This is a genomic window from Shewanella sp. MSW (assembly GCF_007636515.1).
Classification (GTDB): Bacteria; Pseudomonadota; Gammaproteobacteria; order Enterobacterales; family Shewanellaceae; genus Shewanella; species Shewanella indica.
This window is the reverse complement of record NZ_LVDR01000006.1, coordinates 1-20,445: the sequence shown is the minus strand read 5'-3', so window position 1 is coordinate 20,445 and position 20,445 is coordinate 1. Positions and strand designations below refer to the sequence as shown.

Sequence of the window (20,445 nt, the reverse complement as noted above, 5' to 3'; positions counted from 1 at the left end):
TGAGATGGGTTACTCAGCCTGCTCAGCTTTGGCTTCCAGCGCTTCGACTCTGGCTTGCAGGGCTTCCAATTTTTCCCTGGTTTTCAGTAACACGTGTTGCTGCACTTCAAACTCTTCCCGGGAGACCAGATCCAGCTTCAGCAATTGGTGTTGCAGTACTTGCTTGCTGCGTTCTTCAAACTCACCGGCAAATTGCTTCAGCCCAGAAGGCAGGTTTTCGCTCAGCTGTTTGGCCATTTCTTCGATTTTCTTGGGGTTGATCATCTCTTTAATCCACTGGCAAGGTTTTAACTGATTGTAACTTATAGGCTGCATTGAACCCAAGGCTAACCTAAGGAAGATGCGAACCCGTCCCATGAGTGCTCTGCTTTGGCTTACAGACCTGGAAGCAAGAATTGGAGCTCAGCAAATGGCCCAGGTCCTTTGCCAGAAGTTTCCCTAACGGGATTTGGGGGCTGTCTCCGGCATTGATTCTGGTATGATCCCTGCCTCTAGAGTGTCCTTGTGTGAGATATCGATAACCCATGAAACTTAATCCTGCCCAGAATGAAGCCGTCCATTATGTTTCCGGTCCCTGCCTGGTATTGGCTGGCGCCGGTAGTGGCAAGACCCGGGTTATCATCAACAAAATAGCCCACCTGGTGCAGAAGTGTGGTTATCAGGCCAAGCATATTGCCGCAGTGACCTTTACCAATAAGGCTGCGCGGGAGATGAAAGAGCGGGTGGCTCAATCCATGGGCCGCAAGGAAGCCAGGGGACTGTGGATTTCTACCTTTCATACTCTGGGGCTGGAAATTATCAAGCGTGAACACAAGACATTGGGCCTCAAGGCCGGCTTTTCTTTGTTCGATGATCAGGACACCTTGGCGCTACTCAAGGAATTAACCCAGGACGAGCTGCAGGAGGATAAAGATCTGCTGCGGGCGCTGGCGACCATGATCTCCAATTGGAAGGGGGGCTTGGTGATCCCGGATCACGCCCGCAAGATAGCCAAGGGTGAACAGGAGCAACTGTTTGCACTCTTGTATCAACGTTATGCCCAGCATATGAAGGCTTACAATGCGTTGGACTTTGACGACCTTATTCTGTTGCCAACCCTATTGCTGCGGCATAACACCGATGTCAGGGCCCGTTGGCAGGCACGGATCCGTTACCTGCTGGTGGATGAATATCAGGATACCAACACCAGCCAGTATGAACTGGTTAAATTGCTGGTGGGTGAGCGGGCGCGTTTTACTGTCGTGGGCGATGACGACCAGTCTATCTACTCCTGGCGCGGTGCCAAGCCGCAAAACCTGGTGCTGCTGGGTAAAGATTTTCCCGAGCTCAAGCTTATCAAGCTGGAACAAAACTATCGCTCCAGTCAGCGAATATTGCGGGCGGCCAATATTCTGATCGCCAACAACCCCCATGTGTATGATAAATCGCTGTTCAGTGAGCTGGCCTATGGCGAGCCGCTGCGGGTACTGTTTGCCGCCAACGAAGAGCAGGAAGCGGAGCGGGTAGTGGCTGAAATCATTCGTCACAAGTTTATGGGCAAGACCAGCTATGGGGAATACGCCATTCTCTATCGCGGGAATCACCAGTCCCGCTTGCTGGAACGGGCGCTGATGACCAACCGTATCCCCTATAAGCTCAGCGGTGGCACCTCATTCTTTGCCAGAGCCGAAATCAAGGACATCATGGCCTATCTGCGCTTGGTGGTGAATCCGGATGACGATAACGCTTTCCTGCGTATCGTTAACCTGCCCAAGCGCGGGATTGGCCCGGCAACCCTGGAAAAACTCGGGAATTTTGCCAATCAGAAACATATCTCCATGTTCGAGGCGATTTTTGCTCCTGAATTGAATCATCATCTGCCTCCGGCGGCCATGGGATCACTGTATGAGTTTGGTCGCTTCATCGTCGATACCGGTGAAATAGCTCAGCGCGGTGAGGGCGTTGATGCCATCAAGCAGTTGATCCGCAAGATCAACTACGAAGATTATCTCTATGAGACCAGCACCAGCGCCAAGGCCGCCGAGATGCGGATGAAGAACATCTCCGAACTGTATCGCTGGGTGACCGAGATGCTGGCCGGTGACGATCTGGATGAGCCCATGAGCCTGCCTGAAGTGGTCAATAGGCTTACGCTCAGAGACATGATGGAAAGAAACAATGAGGATGAGAGCGGCGATCAGGTGCAATTGATGACGCTGCACGCCTCCAAGGGGCTGGAGTTCCCCTATGTGTTTATGGTGGGAGTGGAAGAGCGGATTTTGCCGCATCAAACCAGTATAGATGAAGACAATGTCGATGAAGAGCGGCGTCTGGCTTATGTTGGCATCACTCGGGCTCAAAAGGAACTGTGGTTTATGCTCTGTCGTGAGCGACGTCAATTCGGTGAAACCATGCGTTGCGAACCCAGCCGCTTCTTGATGGAACTGCCTCAGGACGACCTTATCTGGGAAAACCGCAAGCCGCAGCAGAGTGAGCAGCAAAGGATGGAAACCGGCAAGGCCAATATCGCCAACCTACGGGATATGTTCAAGAAGTAAGGGTTAGAGCCGGTTTCAAAACACGGCTTAGGCGCAAACTTGGGTTGCCGTATCTATGGTTTCGGTGCTGTTACCTTTGCTGCCGGCGGCGCTCAAGCGACTCCCAAGAGCTTGTCCCTGGCCTGAGTTAAAGCCCATTTGTGCCAGTTGCTGCTTTTGCTCTTGGGTGTTGACGCCATCCAATACCAATTCGAGTTCCAATGCGCCTGCACTTAGGTTTATTGCTTTGAGTAAACGTCTATGATGTGGGCTTTGCAGATGCGAGACTAAGCTGGCATCCAGTCTCAGCACATTCACCGGCAGAAAAGATAGGCTGACCAAAGGGCTGTAACCACTGCCATAGCCTGTGATCCCCAGAGTGACCTGCAAGCGTTTAAGTACCTCAAAGCCGTTAATATGGCTTTCCAGATCCCGGGCCAAAGCTTGTTCGTTGAAGAACAAACATAGGTCGGTAAGTGTGAACTGGCAGTTTCTCAGGCAGTTTTTCAGGCTGCGAAGTGCATGTTTATGCTTGAGGTGCTGGCTACATATGGCCAGATGTAACTTGGTGCCTGAATTGAGTTGCAGCTTGGGAAGTTCACTGTTCAGCGCTTCTATTGCGTATCTGTCCAGCTCCAGCTGTAAGTTGGCTTGCTCTGCCAAGTTGGCAAGCTGTTGTTGTTTGATTTTACCGTGTTGTGGATGGGGCCAATACAGACGCACATCCAGGGCTTGAAGCTGCCCTGTCTTGAGGTCTTGCACCGGAAAGTAACTGAGCTGGATTTGCTGGGTATCCAGGGCGGTTCTCAACTCATTTTCCAGGCTTACGTCCTGCATCAATTGCTGATGGGATTTTTCATCAAATACCACATAGCAACCCTTGCCGCGGGTTTTGGCCATGTACATGGCGGTGTCGGCATCTCGCAGAATGGACTCACTGGTGTCATCCCTGTGATGGCCGCTGACGGCTATGCCGATACTGGCGCCTGAGTTGAACTGTTTATCGGCCAGCTCATAAGGGCGTGACAGTTCTTTGAGGATCCGCTCGGCGACTTCTTTGGCATCGTCGGTTGTGCGTAACCCGTCCAGCAAAATCACAAATTCATCCCCGCCCAGACGGGCGAGAGTGTCATTGTCGCGAATACAAAACTTCAGGCGAATGGCGGTCTCCACCAGAAACTTGTCGCCTTCCAGATGCCCCAGGGTATCGTTAATCAATTTGAAACGGTCGAGATCGACGAACAAGAGTGCGAATTTATCTTGTAGATGACGGCGATTATGTTTAACTGCCTGGTTCAATCGTTCCATAAACATCAGCCTATTGGGTAGACCCGTCAGGCCATCATGTTTGGCGTCGTGTAGCAGTTGCTGCTCGGCCTTACGGCGCTGGCAGATCTCTTTCTGTAACTCTTGGTTGGTGGTGGCCAGTTCACGGGTGCGTTCCAGAATCTTTTCTTCCAGTGCTTCTTTGCTACGTTTCAGCGCCTCTGTCGCCAGCTTACGTTCGATGGCCGTGGCGATATGCTGCGACACAAAAGTCAGCAGCTCAAGATCCTTGAACTGGTAGTTCTGATGCATGCTGAAACTATAGATAGTCAGGGCACCGGCAATTTTGTCCTGAATAAATAACGGCACGCCGATCCACTGGTGCATGTTCTGTGTTTGATTCAGTTCAGGTGCCTTGCTGTAAATCTCTTTGGTGCACACCAGAGATTGGATATCGCTTTGATCCAGCAACACAGGACGTTTTAACCTGAGTAGGTATTCCACCAGTCCATCCATCAAGGGGCGACACTTGGGGGCGGTATCATTGAGTTGAGAAACATAGAAGGGAAAGTGCAGCTCAGTTGCGGTTTCATCCAGCAAGGCGATGTAACAGTTGTTGGCTGGTAGCAAATGGCAGAGAACCCGGTGCAGCTCGGTATAAAACTCGCGATCATCCAAGTTGGAGGAAGACAGTTCGGTTATCTCAAACAGGGACTTTTGTAGTCTCTCGGCTCGGCGTCTCTCATAAACTTCCTGTTTTAATCTACCATAGGCCTGGCTCAGCTCCTGGGTTCTTTGGCTGATGGCTTGTTCAAGTTGCTCATGATGCCGCAACCGTTCCATGACTCCTGCGATGTGATGACTAATAAAAGCCATTAATTCAAACTCCATCTCGCCGTAGGAACTGGCTGGGTTGTAGCTTTGCACCACCAAGACACCAATAGCTCTGTCATTTTGTATTATGGGTACTCCAAGCCACTGATGACAGGATGACCCTAGAGCTATGATTTCGCCGGCATCGGCCAGTTGTTTTGCCTTATGTTCGTCACAAAGCAGGGGGGTGGCAGTTCGCAACACATAGCCGGTAAGGCCTTGCGTTAAAAGTTGGGATAACTCTTGTCCTGGATAGAGTTCGGAAGGGTGGGAGTCTTTTTCATCGGAGAAAAATGGTAGCTCAAGATGTTGTTTCTGGGCATCAAGCAGAGAGATATAAAAGTTGTCGGCAGGGATCAGTTGCTTAAGACATAGATGCATGCCCTGATAGAAGCCCTCCATAGAGGTAGCCTTGTTGGCAATATTGGAGATTTCCAGCAGTGCATTTTGGGTGGCTTCGGCTCGTTTATATTTGGCCGCCAGACGTTTGAGTCTGGCAACTCGTTTTTTCAGTCTTGAGATTTCCAGAGCCGAATTCTGATGGAAAGCGTCATCCCTAAACATGTTATCCGCCGAGGAACAAAATGATAATAGCTTTGTATGGTTTTTAATCAAAGGATAGAAATAACATGAAACATAGTATTATCCAAGTCAATTTTTTGGCTGGTGTCGGATATTTGTTGTACTGTTTCAGTCAAAACTTGAGCAAACAACCGAAAAAAAGCAAATCAGGTGTAGACGTGGGGGGGAAATCCACCTACTATATGCGGCGCTGACACGGCGGGCGCCCATAGCTCAGCTGGATAGAGCGCACCCCTCCGGAGGGTGAGGCCGAGGGTTCGAATCCTTCTGGGCGCACCAGTTTGATTCAAGCGTGCCAGTCAGTGAAAGAAATATCAGTGGTGATTGTAGCTCAGTTGGTAGAGCCCCGGATTGTGATTCCGGTTGTCGTGGGTTCAAGTCCCATCAGTCACCCCACTTCTTTCGTGAAGCGAGTCGGCTTCAAATCTTACGGTGATTAGCGCAGCCTGGTAGCGCATCCCGGTTTGGGAACCAGAGTGGAGCAGGGGGTGACCCTCTTTCTATCAAGGTACCCAACAAAGCAATATTTCGGTGATTAGCGCAGCCTGGTAGCGCATCCCGGTTTGGGAACCAGAGTGGAGCAGAGGGTGACCCTCTTCCTATCAAGGTACCCAATAAAGCAATATTTCGGTGATTAGCGCAGCCTGGTAGCGCATCCCGGTTTGGGAACCAGAGTGGAGCAGAGGGTGACCCTCTTCCTATCAAGGTACCCAATAAAGCAATATTTCGGTGATTAGCGCAGCCTGGTAGCGCATCTGCTTTGGGAGCAGAGGGTCAGAGGTTCGAATCCTCTATCACCGACCAAATTTGATTTATCTGACTTTACGTCGGGTAAAAGCTGGAAAGTATTCAGCAACGCAGTATTTCGGTGATTAGCGCAGCCTGGTAGCGCATCTGCTTTGGGAGCAGAGGGTCAGAGGTTCGAATCCTCTATCACCGACCAAAACATTTAAGCCCCTGAGAAATCAGGGGCTTTTTGTTTTTATCTTCATAGTTTCGAGCTTGTGATGACCTTAAAGATATTCTCATGGGTACAAGTGGAATTCAGTGATTAGCGCAGCCTGGTAGCGTATCCTGACTTGGAAACCAGAGTGGAGCAGAGGGTCAGAGGTTCGAATCCTCTATCACCGACCAAAACACTTAAGCTATTGAGAAATCAGGGGCTTTTTTTTTTAGCATTCAAAGCCTTCCTGTTTTTATCCTCAAGGTGCGCGAGTATCTTGGAGCTTCCCTGTTTCGACGGCTTAGCCTAAAACAAAGGCTCCCCGAAGGGAGCCCTATATCTGTTACTCAACATTCACAGGTGGTGAAATAAAGCCTTGGTATGCTTGGGTCTTGAGTGGTGTAAAGCGCTCCAATTGCGCTTTTTCCTGGATGCCTGTCACTATCACATCGATTTCCAATCCTCGGGCTACGTTGACCAATGCCCGGCACAATTCGCTGTTGTGCTGATTTTCATCATATTGAGCAAAGGATTGGTCCAGCTTGACATAAGCCGGCCGCAGGCTTTGCAGATAAGACATGGAGCCGAACTGACGGCCGAAGTGGTCTATCCCTATGCTGGCGCCATTGTCGCGAATTATGGTGCACAGCGCCTGGCAGGCGTCAATATCGGTATAGATGGCGGCTTCAGGTAACTCAAAGGCCAAACGACTTGCGTGGCGGCTGTTACGCAGGAAGTGATTGAGCCATTCGTGGAACTTGGGATCGCTGATGCTGTGATGGGTCAGGTTAACCGCAATGGCTTCGGCATTCTTCTCCAACAACTCATCTTCACTGATCTTTTCAATCAGGCAGCGGTCGAGCAAGCTACCCAGAGACAAAAGCTCGACATAAGGCATGAACTGGCCTGCATGCACCAGTTTGTCACCTATTTGCAACTGACAGAAAAGTTCCCGCTGCAGTATATTGTCAGACCCTTGATAGTGCACAGCTTGCCAACGGAAACGGAATTGTTTGCGGTTAATTGCGTCGGTAAGCTTATCGCGCCACTGCTCACGACTGAACAACTGCTGTTCGTTGGTCTCCAACCAGTGATAAACCTTGCCTTCCTTGAGGGCGATTTGCAGGGCGTTATCCGAGCGCGCCAGCAGCTCGGAACTGGTCATCTGCCCGATACGTTCGGCAATACCTATGGCGTAATCTTCATTGGGCTTACAACCCGCCTTGACCATTTCCTGGTTGGTTGTACGGATCAGGGTTTGTAGATACTTACTCAATTGTTCACGTTCAACATTGGTGATCAAGAAAGCAAATTCATAGGCGGCGATACGGGCAATGACAGATTCACAGATTTCGCCCAACTCATGCTGCAGTTTTTCTGAAAGCAGCTTGATGGTTTCGTCCCGTACCTGATAGCCATACTTGCTGTGGACTTCTTCGAGCCAGTCGAACTTGACCATCATCAGAGCGCCGCTGCCGGGTTCACCTAGCCAACCGCCAACGCGGCCCATCATATACTGACGATTAGGCAGGTTGGATACCTGATCCACCAGATTCTTTTTCCTGAGTGCAGTGACTTCTTCATCCAGAGAACTGAAAATTTTCTTCAGCTGGGCTGACATGCTGTTAAAGGCGTTGACTACATCCCTGAGTTCCAGGGTTTTAGGCAGCGGCATATCCGGGCCAAATTCCCGTTTGGCAATGCTTTTAGCGTGTTCGGCAATGGAGTGCAGCGGGCTGAGGATCCATGTCAGGCCCAGGCGTGCAAACAATATGGCGACCAAAAATAGAATTGAAAAGGCTATTAAGGTATGGCTCATAATGCGCCACAGTTCGTGGTAACCAAACCCAGGGTGTGCGGTAATTTCCAGTTTGGCCAGTTGCAGCCAACCTGAAGTAATGGTGCTTTCTTTACGCAAAGGGGTAAAGATCCCCAGATTGATAAACCATTGGGGAACATCTTCGATGCGGATATTGTTATTCCAGACCTGCTGTTTGCCATCAACCAGCCAAGTTAGCTTCACCTGTTGGTAATAGCCTCCCTCGAAGATGACATTAACCATGGTTTCTGCGGTGGCGAGATCACCGGCCTCCAGTGATGGAACCAACATCAATCCCAATGAATGGCTGACATTATTGAGGTCCGACTCCATCTGCTCGGTTAGAAAGTTCTGGGTCTCATTGAATTGCACATAGCCCACACTGGCGACAACCAAGAGAAACAGCCCAAACAGTAACGAGTATATCTGTCGAAACAGTGTCATTGCTGTAGCTACTCCAGTTTTAATTTTGGCTGACGCAAGCGATCAGCCCCTAATCTGTGTCTCAGATCATTCCACTTTTCCAAGCGAGCGGATGATCCTGCTAATACACCGCGTCCTTTCTCTTTGTTTAGCCACAATTGTTTACCGTTAAAGCTGTATACCGGGATCAGATCTCCACGTTGTGTTGCCGGTTTGAGCTCGCGGTCCAGATTGTCCAGAATAAGAGGGACAGAGGAGGGCGTCTCATAATAGGCCAGCACCATATGGTACTGATTAACACTGGTTGCTTTAACCATAGTGATGCGCATCTTGTCTTCAGGGATGCCCAACTGCAGCAGTGTGAAGTATTTGGCGATGGAGAAGTCTTCACAGTCACCGCCATTTACTCCGATAAACTCCAAAGGGGTGGCCCAGTAATTAGCCATCCCCCAGAGTTTGCTATCATCTACAAAGCGAAACAGGTTAAAGAAGTTGTTTACCTTGGTGATTTTTCCCATATCGTCCAACCCTTGCGCCTCGTCCAGTATCTTGAACCAGGCTCTGGCCCTGAGGCCTGCCCGCTCGCCATAACGTGATTCCAGCGTTTTGGTAATGCTGTTGGCGTCTAGCTGTTGGGTGGATGCGGCGTACAGGCATGACACGGCCAGAGTCGATGCCAGTACTGTGTAATGGCAGACCCTTCTGAGCAGTGAATACTGGTTGAGCCTGCCTGTCATATGGGGATATCAAGGTCCTATTTCACTTCTTGATCCACAGTGTAGATGTTCCACTTCATATCGGCCATAGTATCCTCGCCTGTTACCTCGGCGATAACCCGGCGGTTACGTTTGTGGGCCAACTGAGTGTCTGTTGGATCTACAGGTTTATCGTAGCTGTAACCTACTGCGGTTAGTCTATCGGCGGTAATGCCGAATTGATCTTTCAGCACTTTGGTTACGGCATTTGCCCGATTTTGCGATAGCTTCAGGTTGTGATCATAGCTACCGGTACGGCTACAGTGCCCTTCGATGGTCACCTTGGTGCTGGGATATTGCTTCATAAAGTCAGCAATGACACCAATTTGATCATAATACTGAGGATCTATGTAGAAGGAATCGTTGGCAAAAAGTATCTTCAACTCGGAGCGTTCATTGATAGGCTTGATCTTACCACAACCATAGTTATCAATGTTGGCACCTTCGACAGTGCCTGAGCAGCGTTCACGGGCTTCAATAACACCGTCTCTGTCATGATCATTGAGGTCGTTGACCTGAGCCGTCGGTTGATCCATGGATACAGTGTCACGCATTGAGCAACCCGCCAGTATGGCGACGCTAAGCAGAGTGATAAAGAGTTTCATTATTTAACTCCTCCTTCATATTCACGCTCCCCTTTCCATACATCGGGGCGAGTGACTCTAAGCGAGTCGAGTAGTTGTCCTGTGGCATTGAGTACGCGGTATTTGGCAATCACTTCGTCATACTCGGCGGTCAGATAGTCTTTCCTGGCTTCAAACAGTTCATTCTCGGTATCCAGCAAGTCGAGCAGGGTACGCTGACCCAGGTTGAATTGCTGTGAGTAGGCGACTTGAGTGTCCTTGGCTGCAATGACATGATCGCGAATATATTGCTTCTGTGGTCCCAGGAACTCGTATGCGTTCCAGGCAAGGTTGGCGCCTTCAACCACTTCACGATAGGCGCGCTCACGGATCTCCTTCGCTTCACCTATCTTGTAGCTGGCTTCTTTTTCACGGGCTAAATCACGGCCACCAGCGAACAGGTTGTAACGCACTCTCACCATGGCAAGAATGTCATTGTTGTGGCCACCGACATTTTGGCTGGCGATCCGGCTAAAGCCGTCTTCACCGTCCAGGTTGTTGTTCATGTTACCTTCTACTTCCAGCGTGATCTTGGGGTAGTAGTTGGATTGAGCCGAAGACTTCTCATATTCGGCGGCGCGGATATCACTGGCGGCCGATTTGAGAATGGGATGGTGCTCCTGGGCCATCTTGATACTGGAGTCTACGTCCGCCGGCAACATATCGGCATCCGGAACCGGTACTATCAGGTCTTCCGGTTGCTGATGAGTAATGCGGAAAAACTGACTCTTGGCATCGAGGAAGTTATTGCGTGCAGACACTACGTTGGCATTGGCGCGAGCTAGACGACCTGTGATTTGCGACAGATCCGCGGTAGAGCCCAAGCCCGAATCGGTACGTTGCTTGATCTGCTCGTAGATGTCCTGGTGGCTCTTGAGGTTTTTCTCTGCCAGCGTCAACACCTGCTCGCTACGTATATAGTTGATATAGACCTTGGCAACATCCAGCGCCATATCTTCAGCAGCGGCAAACAGCGCCCATTGATCGGCACTGGCTTCGAAGCTGTATCTGTCGACTTCACTGCTGGTAAAGAAGCCGTCGAACAGCATCTGCTTGATGCTGACACCGAATTCGCCCCGTTTTAGTTCAATTTCATCATCCGTGGTGCCGGCCAAACGGCGGCGGGTAGCCGGACTGTCTGTGTATTCATAGCCATAACCACCGGTAATATCTACCGTTGGCATGTAACCGGCTATCGCCTGGTTTACCTGCTCTTCACGAGCTTTGAAACGGTTAAAGGCAAGTCGTAGTTCCGGGTTGGTATCCAATGTTTGCGCTACGGCTTGTTCCAGGGTCTGACTAAACCCTGCCGTGGGCAACATCAGCCCGGTAATCGCCAGTGCCAAGGCACTGGGTTTCACCAGCCGAGTAACTTTCTTGTTCATGCTAAACCCTCCAGGTTTATTGTGACTATGAGCCTAGCGTTCTCTTAACGCTGTTTCTTTGGCTCTTAGAATGGGATTAAGTATGTACTCAAGGACAGTTCTTTTCCCGGTAATTACGTCAACAGAGGTCAACATGCCGGGAATAATGGGCATCTCAGTGCCATCGTCTTTAATTAAGCTGGACTCTTCGGTCCGCACTTTTACCAAATAAAAGCTGTTGCCCTCTTCATCCTGAGTGGTGTCTGCACTTATCTGTTCCACAGTGCCTTTTAATCCGCCGTAACGGGTAAAATCATAGGCAGTAACTTTAACTATGGCGGGCAGCCCCGGATGCAGGAAAGCGATATCCTTTGGCAAAATTCGGGTTTCGATCAGCAGTTGGTCTTCGGAAGGGACTATCTCCATAATATCGATACCAGGTTGGACTACTCCTCCAAGTGTGTTGATATTTATGGTTTTAATGGTTCCGTTGACCGGTGAGGTGATAACGGCTTTGCTGACTTTATCCTTGGTGCCTACCTGGGCTTCATTCATGCGTGCCAGCTTGGCCTGCATCTCATTCAGTTGTGCGCGGGAATCGGCGGCATAAACCAATACCGCTTCCCGACGTTTGAGAATCGCCTCATCCATGTTGGCCTTGAGCTTGGGGCGCATCACCCTGAGGGTCGCCAGCTCGCCTTGAATGTCGTTAACTGTACGTTCCAGTTTCAAGAGTTCCACCTCGGGCACTATGCCTTTTTGTGCCAAAGGTTTGGTCAGTTCCAGTTCACGGCTGACCAAGCGGTAACTGGTACTCAAGGTGCCGATTTTCGAGGTTAACTCTTCGGTTTCCTGTTGCCGCTGTTGAATTTGTCTTGCCTGGATCTCCACTTGGTTGCTGAGGTTATCCAGGCGTCCGGCGTATTCTTCCTGCTGGCGCCTGACCAGTTCGGGTTCTTTTTCTGTCAACTCGGCAGGAAATACCAGCGGGATCTTGGTGATTTTTAGCTGTTCGCGCCAGTCGTTGGTCATATCCGAGATAAAGATGCTATTCAGTTCGGCCTGAAGGCGAATAACATTGGCCTGCAGGCTATAGACCTCTTGCTCCTGCTGGGCGGCATCGGAACGAAAACGGGTATCGTCTATGCGTACCAAGGGCTCACCTTGTTTGACCAGCATGCCTTCCTGAACGTACATCTCTTTCAAAATGCCGCCATCCAGACTTTGGATGACCTGAACCTGGGAAGAGGGGATCACTTTACCCGTGCCTTTGGTAACTCGGTCGAGGGATGCAAAATAGGCCCAGGTGAGGAAGCAGAGTATCATCGCCGCCAGCGACCAGATAATCAATCTGTGGCTGGTGGGTGCATCTGTCATCATGGCGCCGTAGACATCGTCTACCATTTCCAAGTCATCAGAAGTCAGGTGCTTATTCATATTACTTGCCTCCTGCCATCAGCCCTTGGTTGAGCTTTTCGAGCACCTTGTCTTTGGGACCATCGGCAATGATGTGGCCTCTATCCATCACTATGATGCGATCTACCAGATTCAGCAGGTGCATCTTATGGGTGATGATCAGTAAGGTTCTGTCGCGGCTGACATTATGCATCGAGCGCATGAATTGCTTCTCGGCTCTGGCATCCAAGCTGGCTGTGGGTTCATCCATCAACAGCACTGGTGGGTCATTGAGTATGGCTCTGGCCAAGGCCACTGTTTGACGCTGTCCTCTGGACAGCGAATGGCCGCCTTCACCTACCTGTTGATCCAGGCCTTCTGATTCCAAGTCGGTAAACAGGTTGACTCCGGAGAGCTGTACGGCTCGGATCAACTGATGTTCTGTGACCTGACGGGTGCCGAAGAGAATATTGTCCCGAACCGAACCGTGGAACAGGGTGACATCCTGTGGCAGATAGCCGAAGTTACGGCGTAGATCGCTCGGGTGGATCTGGGCGCTATCTATGCCATCGTATCTTAGGCTACCGTTGCTGGGTTTAAACAGTCCAACCAACAGCTTGGCCAGAGTACTCTTGCCGCTGCCGTTACGGCCGATAATGGCTATCCGCTCGCCGGGACGGATCCTCAAGGCGAAGGGGTGCAATACAGGTTTTTCCGAGCCGGGGTAGCTGAAGCTGAGGTCGTCGGCTTCTATCTTGCCCATCAATCGTTGTTTGCTGACAAGGTGGCCTTTGTTTTCAAATTCATCTTCCTGGGTCATTATCTGATCCAGCTGTCTCAGCGCGCTGGCAGTTTGGTTGGCTCGGGTCATTAAATTAGCCAGCTGTGCCATAGGCGCAACGGCCCTACTGGCAAGCATCACAGCAGCAATGATCCCACCCATGGATATATCATTATCGGCAACCCGGTAAACCCCTAGAATAACGACACTGACGACGGTCAGCTGCACCACAAAGTTGGCGACATTGGCCACTGAGTTGGAGAGCTTTTTCGAGCGCAACTGCCAATTGGCTGTGTGACCTATCATCTGCTGCCAGGCTTTCTGTACCAGGCCTTCTGCCCCATAGGATTTAATGGATTCCAGAGAGGCGAGACTTTCGATCAAGTGGCCATGCTTGAGGCTGGCAAATTTATTGCTTTCCTCAATAGCGGTCTTGAGCCTGGGTTGGACAATCAAGGTATAGCCGATGATGATGAGGCTAGCGACAAGGGGGATTAGCGCCAGATCGCCTGCGACCAGATAGATAATCAACACAAACAATAATGCAAAGGGTAGATCAACCAGCGTGGTTATTGTTGCCGAGGTGAGGATCTCCCTGATGCTGTCAAACTCACCCAACTGACGCGCCATGCCACCGACACTGGCCGAGCGGTTTTCGAGGGGAATGCCGATTGCCTTATAGAACAGTCGCGATGAGACTATGATGTCGACTTTCTTACCGGCAACATCGATAAGGTAACTTCTCAGCTGTCTCATGACCAAATCAAACAGATAAGCAATACCGGCTCCGATAGCCAGAACCCACAGTGATTCGAACGCCAGGTTGGGCACCACTTTATCGTAGACGTTCATGATAAACAGCGGTGAAACCAGGGCAAACAAGTTCACCAGGATTGAGGCAATCAGTGCATCACGATAGATGGGGGCCGAGTCTTTAATGGTTTGCAGTAGCCAGTGTTTACTGTGGTCATGATGATAGACATCAAATCCCATATCGCCACGGTACTGTTGTTTCACCAGAAACAGATAGCCTACATAGAGGGTTTCCAACTCTTCTATAGATAGGCGTTGTTCGCCGCCGGTTTCCGGCAGTTGGATCACCGCATGTTGTTGTTCCAGATCCAGTTCGCGCAGGATGCAAGCTTTCTTGTCTTTCAAAAGCAAAATACAAGGAAGCTGAATGGCAGTAACCTGATTCAAGCCTTTACGGGAAAGCTTTGCCGTCAGACCGGCCCTGGCAGCAGCCTGTGGCACCAGTTCCGGTGACAAAATGGCTGAAGACAAGGGGAGGCCTGCCGCCAGAGACTCGCTGGAACAGGGGCTGCCGAAGTATTCTGTCAATAGAACCAGGCTATCGAGCAGAGGGTCCACAGTGACTCGCTGGGAAGCCGAGATAGTCCATTGTTCAGGTTTAGGTGAAGCGGATGCGGTCACAGAACGACTTATCCTTTCGTTTTATATGATTAATTCTAGTATCAGCCATGCCGGCCTATATTGCGAATTGCAATATAGGCCGGCCTTCAAATCAAAGAGCTTTTAATACACTTCGTCTGGTTTTGACTGCTCCAGCCCAGAAGAACTACTCTGGCTGACATAGGAAGCACCTGGATTGGCCGATTGAGTATCGACAAGCAGAGGACCATCGCCGTTACTTCCCAGCAGGCCATTGATAATGTCGCTTTCATCACTGCCGTATTCCGCAAACAGGTCGACACCGTCGAGCACTATATGCTGATCGAATTCACCGTCCAGATCCGCATCGATAGAGATGGTGGTATTGCCATCAGCAACACTGAACTGGAAATATTGCTCCAGTGAGTTGTGCTCTTCACCCAACAGTAGCTCACTGAGATCCAGCTTATCTTTGTTGAGTTCAAAGTCAGTGATGTGGTCGGTGCCGGTTTCTCCTGCTTTCCAGCTGAAGGTATCTACGCCTTGACCACCAGTGAGCCAATCATCACCATTGCCGCCAACCAGCAGGTCGTTGCCATTACCACCGAACAGCATGTCATTACCATTGTCGCCGTAGAGTTCATCATTACCGCCTTGGCCAAAGAGGATATCGCTGCCCTCGCCGCCGCGGATGATGTCACCCATATCATTAATGCCTGACTTATCAAAGAGGTTAGGATGCTCGCTGATATAGCCGTGAATTTCAGCATCGGTTGCATCGCTTTGGCCCAACTCGCCGGCAATAAAGGCTTTGAGTGCGCTGTAACCCTGGCCTTGAATGCCATCAAAGCGAATCACATCACCGAAGATGATGTCGTTACCCGCACCGCCATCCAAGGTATCTGAGCCAGGTATATCGGTGATTTCATTGCCGAGAATAGCCTCGGCTAGTTCATCGGCAGAGACATTGGTTTGGACATTTCCATCACTGTCAAACTGTTGCAATGTGCCAGTCGAAATATTGTTACCTATCCCTATGGCTTGCACAATGACATCATTGCCTGTCAGTAATGGCAGGGCACTTAGGGCGTTTTGCAATGCCCAGTAATTACCATTGAGGGTGCTTGATATCTCGTAAGTACCGTCCCCTTGCGCTCGAATATGACCAATATAATTCGGACTCCAATCCCCTCTATCTTTGCTCCATTGATAAAGGTTACCGTCGGCATCTATGATTAGTCTCGCTTCTCCTCCGATATTGGCGTAAAACGCCTCACCCAGAGTAAAGTTATTGACGTTGACCAAGTCATCCAGAGTCTCGCCAGTCTTTCGATTGACTATCGGGTTGGTATCCTCATAGTACTGATAGACAGATGGCGCGCCATCCGTGATAAAGAATGCCAGATTCTCAGCGTTACTGTTGGCAAGAGCCGTATCGCTGTGGAACCAGTTGGCCGTTGTCTTGATAACATCTTCATAGTTGGTGCCACCACCGGTCCAATAATCTCCATCCATGCTATCGATAACGGTTTGGAGCTTACTCAGGGCATCTGGATCTCCCAGGTCGACGCTGACTGACAAATTAGCTTGAGAGTCGAAATCGGTCAGGAATATGTTAACTGTGCCGGCATTATCTGAATCGGCGCTGGCTTTCAGTGTCTCAAATACTTGAGTCAACTGAAGTTTCATCGCCTCCATAGCCCGATATCCAATACTTCCTGAGCTATCGACCATAAAGGCGATATTGTAATCCTGCCCGGGAACCACGACTGAGCCATCCAGGTCGCCGATAACGATATCTTCGGCGTTACCCAAATTGAGCGTTTGACCGCCTGGGCCCGCTTCAGTGACCTGATAGTTAAATACAGGCACCACAGCGATATTGCCACTGTAAGAGTCGCCATCGGCATCGGTTACCGTGACCGCAAAGTCCAGGTCGCCGTCTTCGGTGCCCTGCATCGTCTGGTACTGATAGAAGTCCCAGTGACCCGTGCCAGGGGTGAATTCCAGCTTAAAGACCAAGTCGCCCGAGTCTGTTTGACCCAGCAAAGTATTGCCTGAAAGGGTCACTTCAACGGCTTCCCCGTCGGCGGTCACCAGGGATGTGTCTGTCATACCGGCCAGTGCAAGGCTGCCTTGGCCATCAGCGCCCCATTGGGCCGTTACTTCACCAGAGGCATAGGCGATTGCCGGGGCGTCGCCTGTGCCAGTGAACTCTAAGGATTTGATGGTGAAGTCACTGTTGTCTCCATGGCTGGGAGCTTTACCGTTGTCGGTTGCCTTGATAACAACTCTATCAAAGCCGCCATCCTGCACGTTAAAGTCAGCCGCATAGTCACCGTTGTTTTTATCCGAGCTGAAAGTTTGGCTGGATATCAGTTGGCCATCACGCCAGAACTCGGCCACACCGCTTTCAAGTTCACCTTTAAAGATGTTGGCAAACTCTATCTTCATGCCGAACGCCAGGGTGTTGGGGTCCAGATCTATGATGATCTCTTCAGAAACCCCAGTGCCATCGGCAAATACCCGGAAATCTATTTCGTTATCTATGTTGTGGTATGGCGAGCCAACACTGGCAACCCCTATGCCTGAACTACTGCTGTTAATGTTTGCAGAGGTCAGAGTGTGATCGGTAGATGAGGTGAAACCTCTGGCCGTGATGGTGAAACCATCAAAGTTCAGTTGCCCTCTATCATCAGTGTCACCGGTCAGATTGAAGGCACCGACCAGGGTGTCCGGGATATCGGTTGCCGTAGCCGTTACCGGTGCGGTATCCGGCATGTAAGGCGCATCATCTTCAACGCTGACCACGAAGCTGCCGGAGACAGTACCGCCATTGCCGTCATTGACACTGACACCAAAGGTCAGATCTTTAACATCTTCAATGCTGGTATCTGGGTGATCTATTGGTCCCAACAGCTTGACCTGATAGTCCCAATCACCACTGCCATTACCCGCTGGCGGTGTCAGTACCACAGACATTACTGCAAGGTTACCTACAGAGCCTGTCAGGGTGTGAGTCGCTGCGTCCCACTGCCAGGTAACTGTCTGGCCACCTGAGGTGATACCACTTGGTGGTGTCAGGCTAACAGTCAGTGCATCAGCATCCACATCCTGAAGCTGGATAGTGCCATTTGCAGTGGTACTGTCAGTGGTATCGCTGCTGCCGTTTGAATCCGGTAGGCCATTGGTCAAGCCTTCCTCAGAGACAACGGCATTGGTTGTGGTAACGATAATCGGAGCGTCGTTGACACTGTTGACCTCGATAGTCAGGGTCGCAGTATCACCATTGTTGGTCACATAGGTGATAACGGGCACAGTACCGTTCCAGTTGGCTTCCGGAGTGAAGGTATAACTACCATTCAGGTTGATAACCAGAGTGCCACCTTCAACCGAGACTTCTTCTCCTGCGCTGTAGACTTGGCTATCCCCGGCTACAGTAAAGCTCGCCAACTCAAGGTCTTGGCCATTGTTTAGTTCACCTGTGTCATTGTCAAAAATGTTGCCGCTTGCCAGCTGATCTTCATTGATTTCCTGGTAATCATCCACAGCAGCCGTGTACTTCTCGACTTTAACATCCAGAGTCGATACAGCGGTTTGGTTGTTGTTATCTGTACCAACAATCTCAATACCTGAAATCTTCAGCGAGTCGACATCTATACTATGAGGCAGATTCCCTATCAGCTCGGCGTTGACTATGATATTGCCTTCACTGCCAGCCGCTATGGCAGACCAATCCAGGCTTATCTTCAATACATCTTTGTTGGGGCCATTACCCGGCATTGAAGCTATCAGATACTCACCCTCAAGGCGCCAGCTCAATGGGAAGTTTTCTCTTATCCCTTCCACTCTAATACCGCTGAAGTCACCATTTTGATAGTTGAAGCCGAAGTCTGAAAGTTCACTGTCACCGGCCTTGAAGCGCAGCGATTGTTGATCTGTATCCAGATTGTCATCCTGCAAACCAAATTCATCCAGGCTGGCCAGTGCATGGGAGATAATAGCGACTGGTGCGCCTCCTGGTGCATCCAGGTGAATATCCAGATTACCAGTGGTCTGGTCGCCGTCACTGTCGGTGACTACAACCTCAAAGTCCAGATCCAGAGGCTCTGTTGAGCTGACGATCTCCTGAGCGGTTGTGCCGGTCAGTTGGAACTTGGCACCGTCAGGCGTTACAGCACTCAACTCGATATAGGCGATAGCGCCCAAATCACTGATAATTTCGTTGGGGCCGATTTCGCCTTCACCCAACAGTTGGCCATTGGCGTCATAGGCCTTGTAGTGCACCAGCATAGGGTCGTTATTACCGACGTTGAAGTTAAAGCTGGCACTGGCTACTGTGTCTGCATAGTCAACGATAAGGGTCTCACCACCGGAAACCCAAGGGTTAGCCACCCCAAAGCCGTTATCTGTACCATTGACGTCGGCCAAGTCCCCGTTGCCATCACGGCCATAAAGTGTGAAAGCAACTTCGGCATCAGAGGGCACTTTGCTTGGATCGTTGTAAATGTCGTAGGCACCGGTAGCATTGTCATAAGTGACATACACAGTGCCACTGATACCGCCTTTACCTCCAACCAGTGCGCCGATGTCGATCTCTTTCAGCTTATCTATGCTCTGTAGTATATCCAGTTGATAGCTGTCGCTGTTTGGATCTGTGCTGAGAGTAAAGATCAGCGTCTGATCAGGGTTAGACGCATCATAGGCCGTAGCAGGGTTTTCATCGCTTGTATAAGCGAACAGTTGATCCGGGTTGTTTGGATCGACAAAGAAGAAGACTGTTTTGCCTCCGGCCGTGATATCAGACTCGCCAAAGTAGGTTTGAGAACCAGCATCCCAGCCGTTTACGTTGCCGCTGAGATCGGAGGTGTAAGCTTGATCTACCCCACTGGTATCAAGCGTACCGATATAAGTATCAGGAGCATTGGTACCATTCAGAGGACCAGCAATCAGAACGACCTCATCATCCGCTACAGTAAGGTTAACTGTGCCGCTGGCACTATTATTGAGCGAATCGACAGCGTTAATAACAATGCCTGTGATATTGATTGAATCGATATCAACAGGAACACTCCCATGTTGTAAGTTATCCAGCAAAGTTGCAGTGACACTGACATTACCTGTTTGACCTGAGCCAATAACGCCACCATTAAGTGATAAAACAATCATTGGTGTACCGTCAATGCTTCCTACCAAGTCTCCGGAGCTGCTATCGACGAGCCAGGTAATATTCCCATCCAAACCGCTGACAGTAATTCCTGAAGTTGGACCAAACGTGAAGTCGATGATATCGGCCGCACCACTAGCTGTGAATGTAAGGAATGAACTATCAGTGTCATGATTATCTCCAACAGTATCAGCATCTTGCAAAGATAGGTTAATACTGCCTCCTCCGAGAATGTCATTGTCGGTGATCTGGGCGGTGCCCGTCACCGTGCCATTCGCGCCGGTGCCGCTCAGCGTATAGTCTTCGGTGCTCTCAAAGATGGTGTCATCAGTGGTATTGACCTGCACGGTGAAACTGTCGGTGTTGGCCGGCACTGTCACCTCGAAAGTGCCGTCCGCATTCACGCTGACAGTCTGAGCTGTCCCGTTGATGGTGACAGTGACTTCGGTATCGCTGAAGTCCACCCCTTTGGTGGCGCTATTGCCGGCCAGTGTCAGCGTCAGGGTTGTGGCGCTGCTGGCGGTGTTGCTCAGGTTGACGTCGAAG

At 50.4% G+C, this 20,445-nt stretch carries 10 protein-coding genes, 4 tRNA genes and 1 pseudogene; 6 read left to right on the top strand and 9 right to left on the bottom strand.

Features of this window, described 5'->3' with window-relative positions; genetic code table 11:
* Positions 1–9: 9 nt before the first annotated feature.
* Positions 10–264, bottom strand: a complete 255-nt coding sequence (ubiK, locus tag AYI96_RS07980) for a ubiquinone biosynthesis accessory factor UbiK (protein WP_025010065.1) — start codon at positions 262–264, stop codon at positions 10–12.
* Positions 265–524: 260 nt separating this feature from the next.
* Here ubiK and rep point away from each other — a divergent pair, with 260 nt between their 5' ends.
* Entirely contained in the window at positions 525–2,537 is a 2,013-nt protein-coding gene (rep, locus tag AYI96_RS07975) for a DNA helicase Rep (RefSeq protein ID WP_144361372.1), read from the top strand.
* Positions 2,538–2,564: 27 nt separating this feature from the next.
* Here the strand turns inward: rep and AYI96_RS07970 are convergent, their stop codons facing one another.
* Positions 2,565–5,219, bottom strand: coding sequence for a diguanylate cyclase domain-containing protein (locus tag AYI96_RS07970; protein WP_144361371.1), 2,655 nt, complete (start codon positions 5,217–5,219; stop codon positions 2,565–2,567).
* Between the two features lie 220 nt (positions 5,220–5,439).
* On the opposite strand from AYI96_RS07970, the gene AYI96_RS07965 reads away from it, so the two are divergent.
* The 5 genes and pseudogenes from AYI96_RS07965 to AYI96_RS07945 all read left to right on the top strand — a co-directional run bounded on the left by AYI96_RS07965 (position 5,440) and on the right by AYI96_RS07945 (position 6,371).
* A tRNA-Arg gene (locus tag AYI96_RS07965) sits at positions 5,440–5,516 on the top strand.
* A gap of 41 nt (positions 5,517–5,557) precedes the next feature.
* Positions 5,558–5,633 (top strand) — tRNA-His (locus tag AYI96_RS07960).
* Between the two features lie 331 nt (positions 5,634–5,964).
* A tRNA-Pro gene (locus AYI96_RS07955) sits at positions 5,965–6,041 on the top strand.
* Between the two features lie 62 nt (positions 6,042–6,103).
* A tRNA-Pro gene (locus tag AYI96_RS07950) sits at positions 6,104–6,180 on the top strand.
* Positions 6,181–6,282: 102 nt separating this feature from the next.
* A pseudogene (locus AYI96_RS07945) lies at positions 6,283–6,371 on the top strand.
* A 152-nt stretch (positions 6,372–6,523) separates the two neighbouring features.
* Here the strand turns inward: AYI96_RS07945 and AYI96_RS07940 are convergent.
* The 7 genes from AYI96_RS07940 to AYI96_RS07910 form a co-directional block, all read right to left on the bottom strand.
* A complete protein-coding gene (locus AYI96_RS07940; protein ID WP_071476439.1) occupies positions 6,524–8,443 on the bottom strand; it encodes an EAL domain-containing protein in 1,920 nt (639 codons plus the stop codon).
* Positions 8,444–8,451: 8 nt separating this feature from the next.
* On the bottom strand, positions 8,452–9,159 hold the full coding sequence (locus tag AYI96_RS07935) for a transglutaminase-like cysteine peptidase (RefSeq protein ID WP_039035380.1): 708 nt from the start codon (positions 9,157–9,159) through the stop codon (positions 8,452–8,454).
* 17 nt (positions 9,160–9,176) lie between these two features.
* Complete coding sequence (locus AYI96_RS07930) at positions 9,177–9,782, bottom strand: OmpA family protein (RefSeq protein ID WP_039035381.1); 606 nt, start codon at positions 9,780–9,782, stop codon at positions 9,177–9,179.
* Positions 9,782–11,185, bottom strand: coding sequence for a TolC family outer membrane protein (locus AYI96_RS07925; RefSeq protein WP_039035382.1), 1,404 nt, complete (start codon positions 11,183–11,185; stop codon positions 9,782–9,784). The genes AYI96_RS07930 and AYI96_RS07925 overlap by 1 nt, the downstream gene beginning before the upstream one ends.
* A gap of 33 nt (positions 11,186–11,218) precedes the next feature.
* Positions 11,219–12,601: an HlyD family type I secretion periplasmic adaptor subunit gene (locus AYI96_RS07920; protein WP_144361370.1), complete on the bottom strand. Its 1,383-nt coding sequence runs from the start codon at positions 12,599–12,601 to the stop codon at positions 11,219–11,221.
* A 1-nt stretch (position 12,602) separates the two neighbouring features.
* On the bottom strand, positions 12,603–14,774 hold the full coding sequence (locus AYI96_RS07915) for a type I secretion system permease/ATPase (RefSeq protein ID WP_039035384.1): 2,172 nt from the start codon (positions 14,772–14,774) through the stop codon (positions 12,603–12,605).
* Positions 14,775–14,876: 102 nt separating this feature from the next.
* The coding region (locus AYI96_RS07910) for a type I secretion C-terminal target domain-containing protein (protein WP_144361369.1) at positions 14,877–20,445 on the bottom strand (5,569 nt) is incomplete at its 5' end.

What these genes read in the sequence shown, in the direction of transcription:
- ubiK (WP_025010065.1), bottom strand. Translation starts at nt 264, where the DNA reads ATGATCAACCCCAAGAAAATCGAAGAAATGGCCAAACAGCTGAGCGAA.
- rep (WP_144361372.1), top strand. Translation starts at nt 525, where the DNA reads ATGAAACTTAATCCTGCCCAGAATGAAGCCGTCCATTATGTTTCCGGT.
- AYI96_RS07970 (WP_144361371.1), bottom strand. Translation starts at nt 5,219, where the DNA reads ATGTTTAGGGATGACGCTTTCCATCAGAATTCGGCTCTGGAAATCTCA.
- AYI96_RS07940 (WP_071476439.1), bottom strand. Translation starts at nt 8,443, where the DNA reads ATGACACTGTTTCGACAGATATACTCGTTACTGTTTGGGCTGTTTCTC.
- AYI96_RS07935 (WP_039035380.1), bottom strand. Translation starts at nt 9,159, where the DNA reads ATGACAGGCAGGCTCAACCAGTATTCACTGCTCAGAAGGGTCTGCCAT.
- AYI96_RS07930 (WP_039035381.1), bottom strand. Translation starts at nt 9,782, where the DNA reads ATGAAACTCTTTATCACTCTGCTTAGCGTCGCCATACTGGCGGGTTGC.
- AYI96_RS07925 (WP_039035382.1), bottom strand. Translation starts at nt 11,185, where the DNA reads ATGAACAAGAAAGTTACTCGGCTGGTGAAACCCAGTGCCTTGGCACTG.
- AYI96_RS07920 (WP_144361370.1), bottom strand. Translation starts at nt 12,601, where the DNA reads ATGAATAAGCACCTGACTTCTGATGACTTGGAAATGGTAGACGATGTC.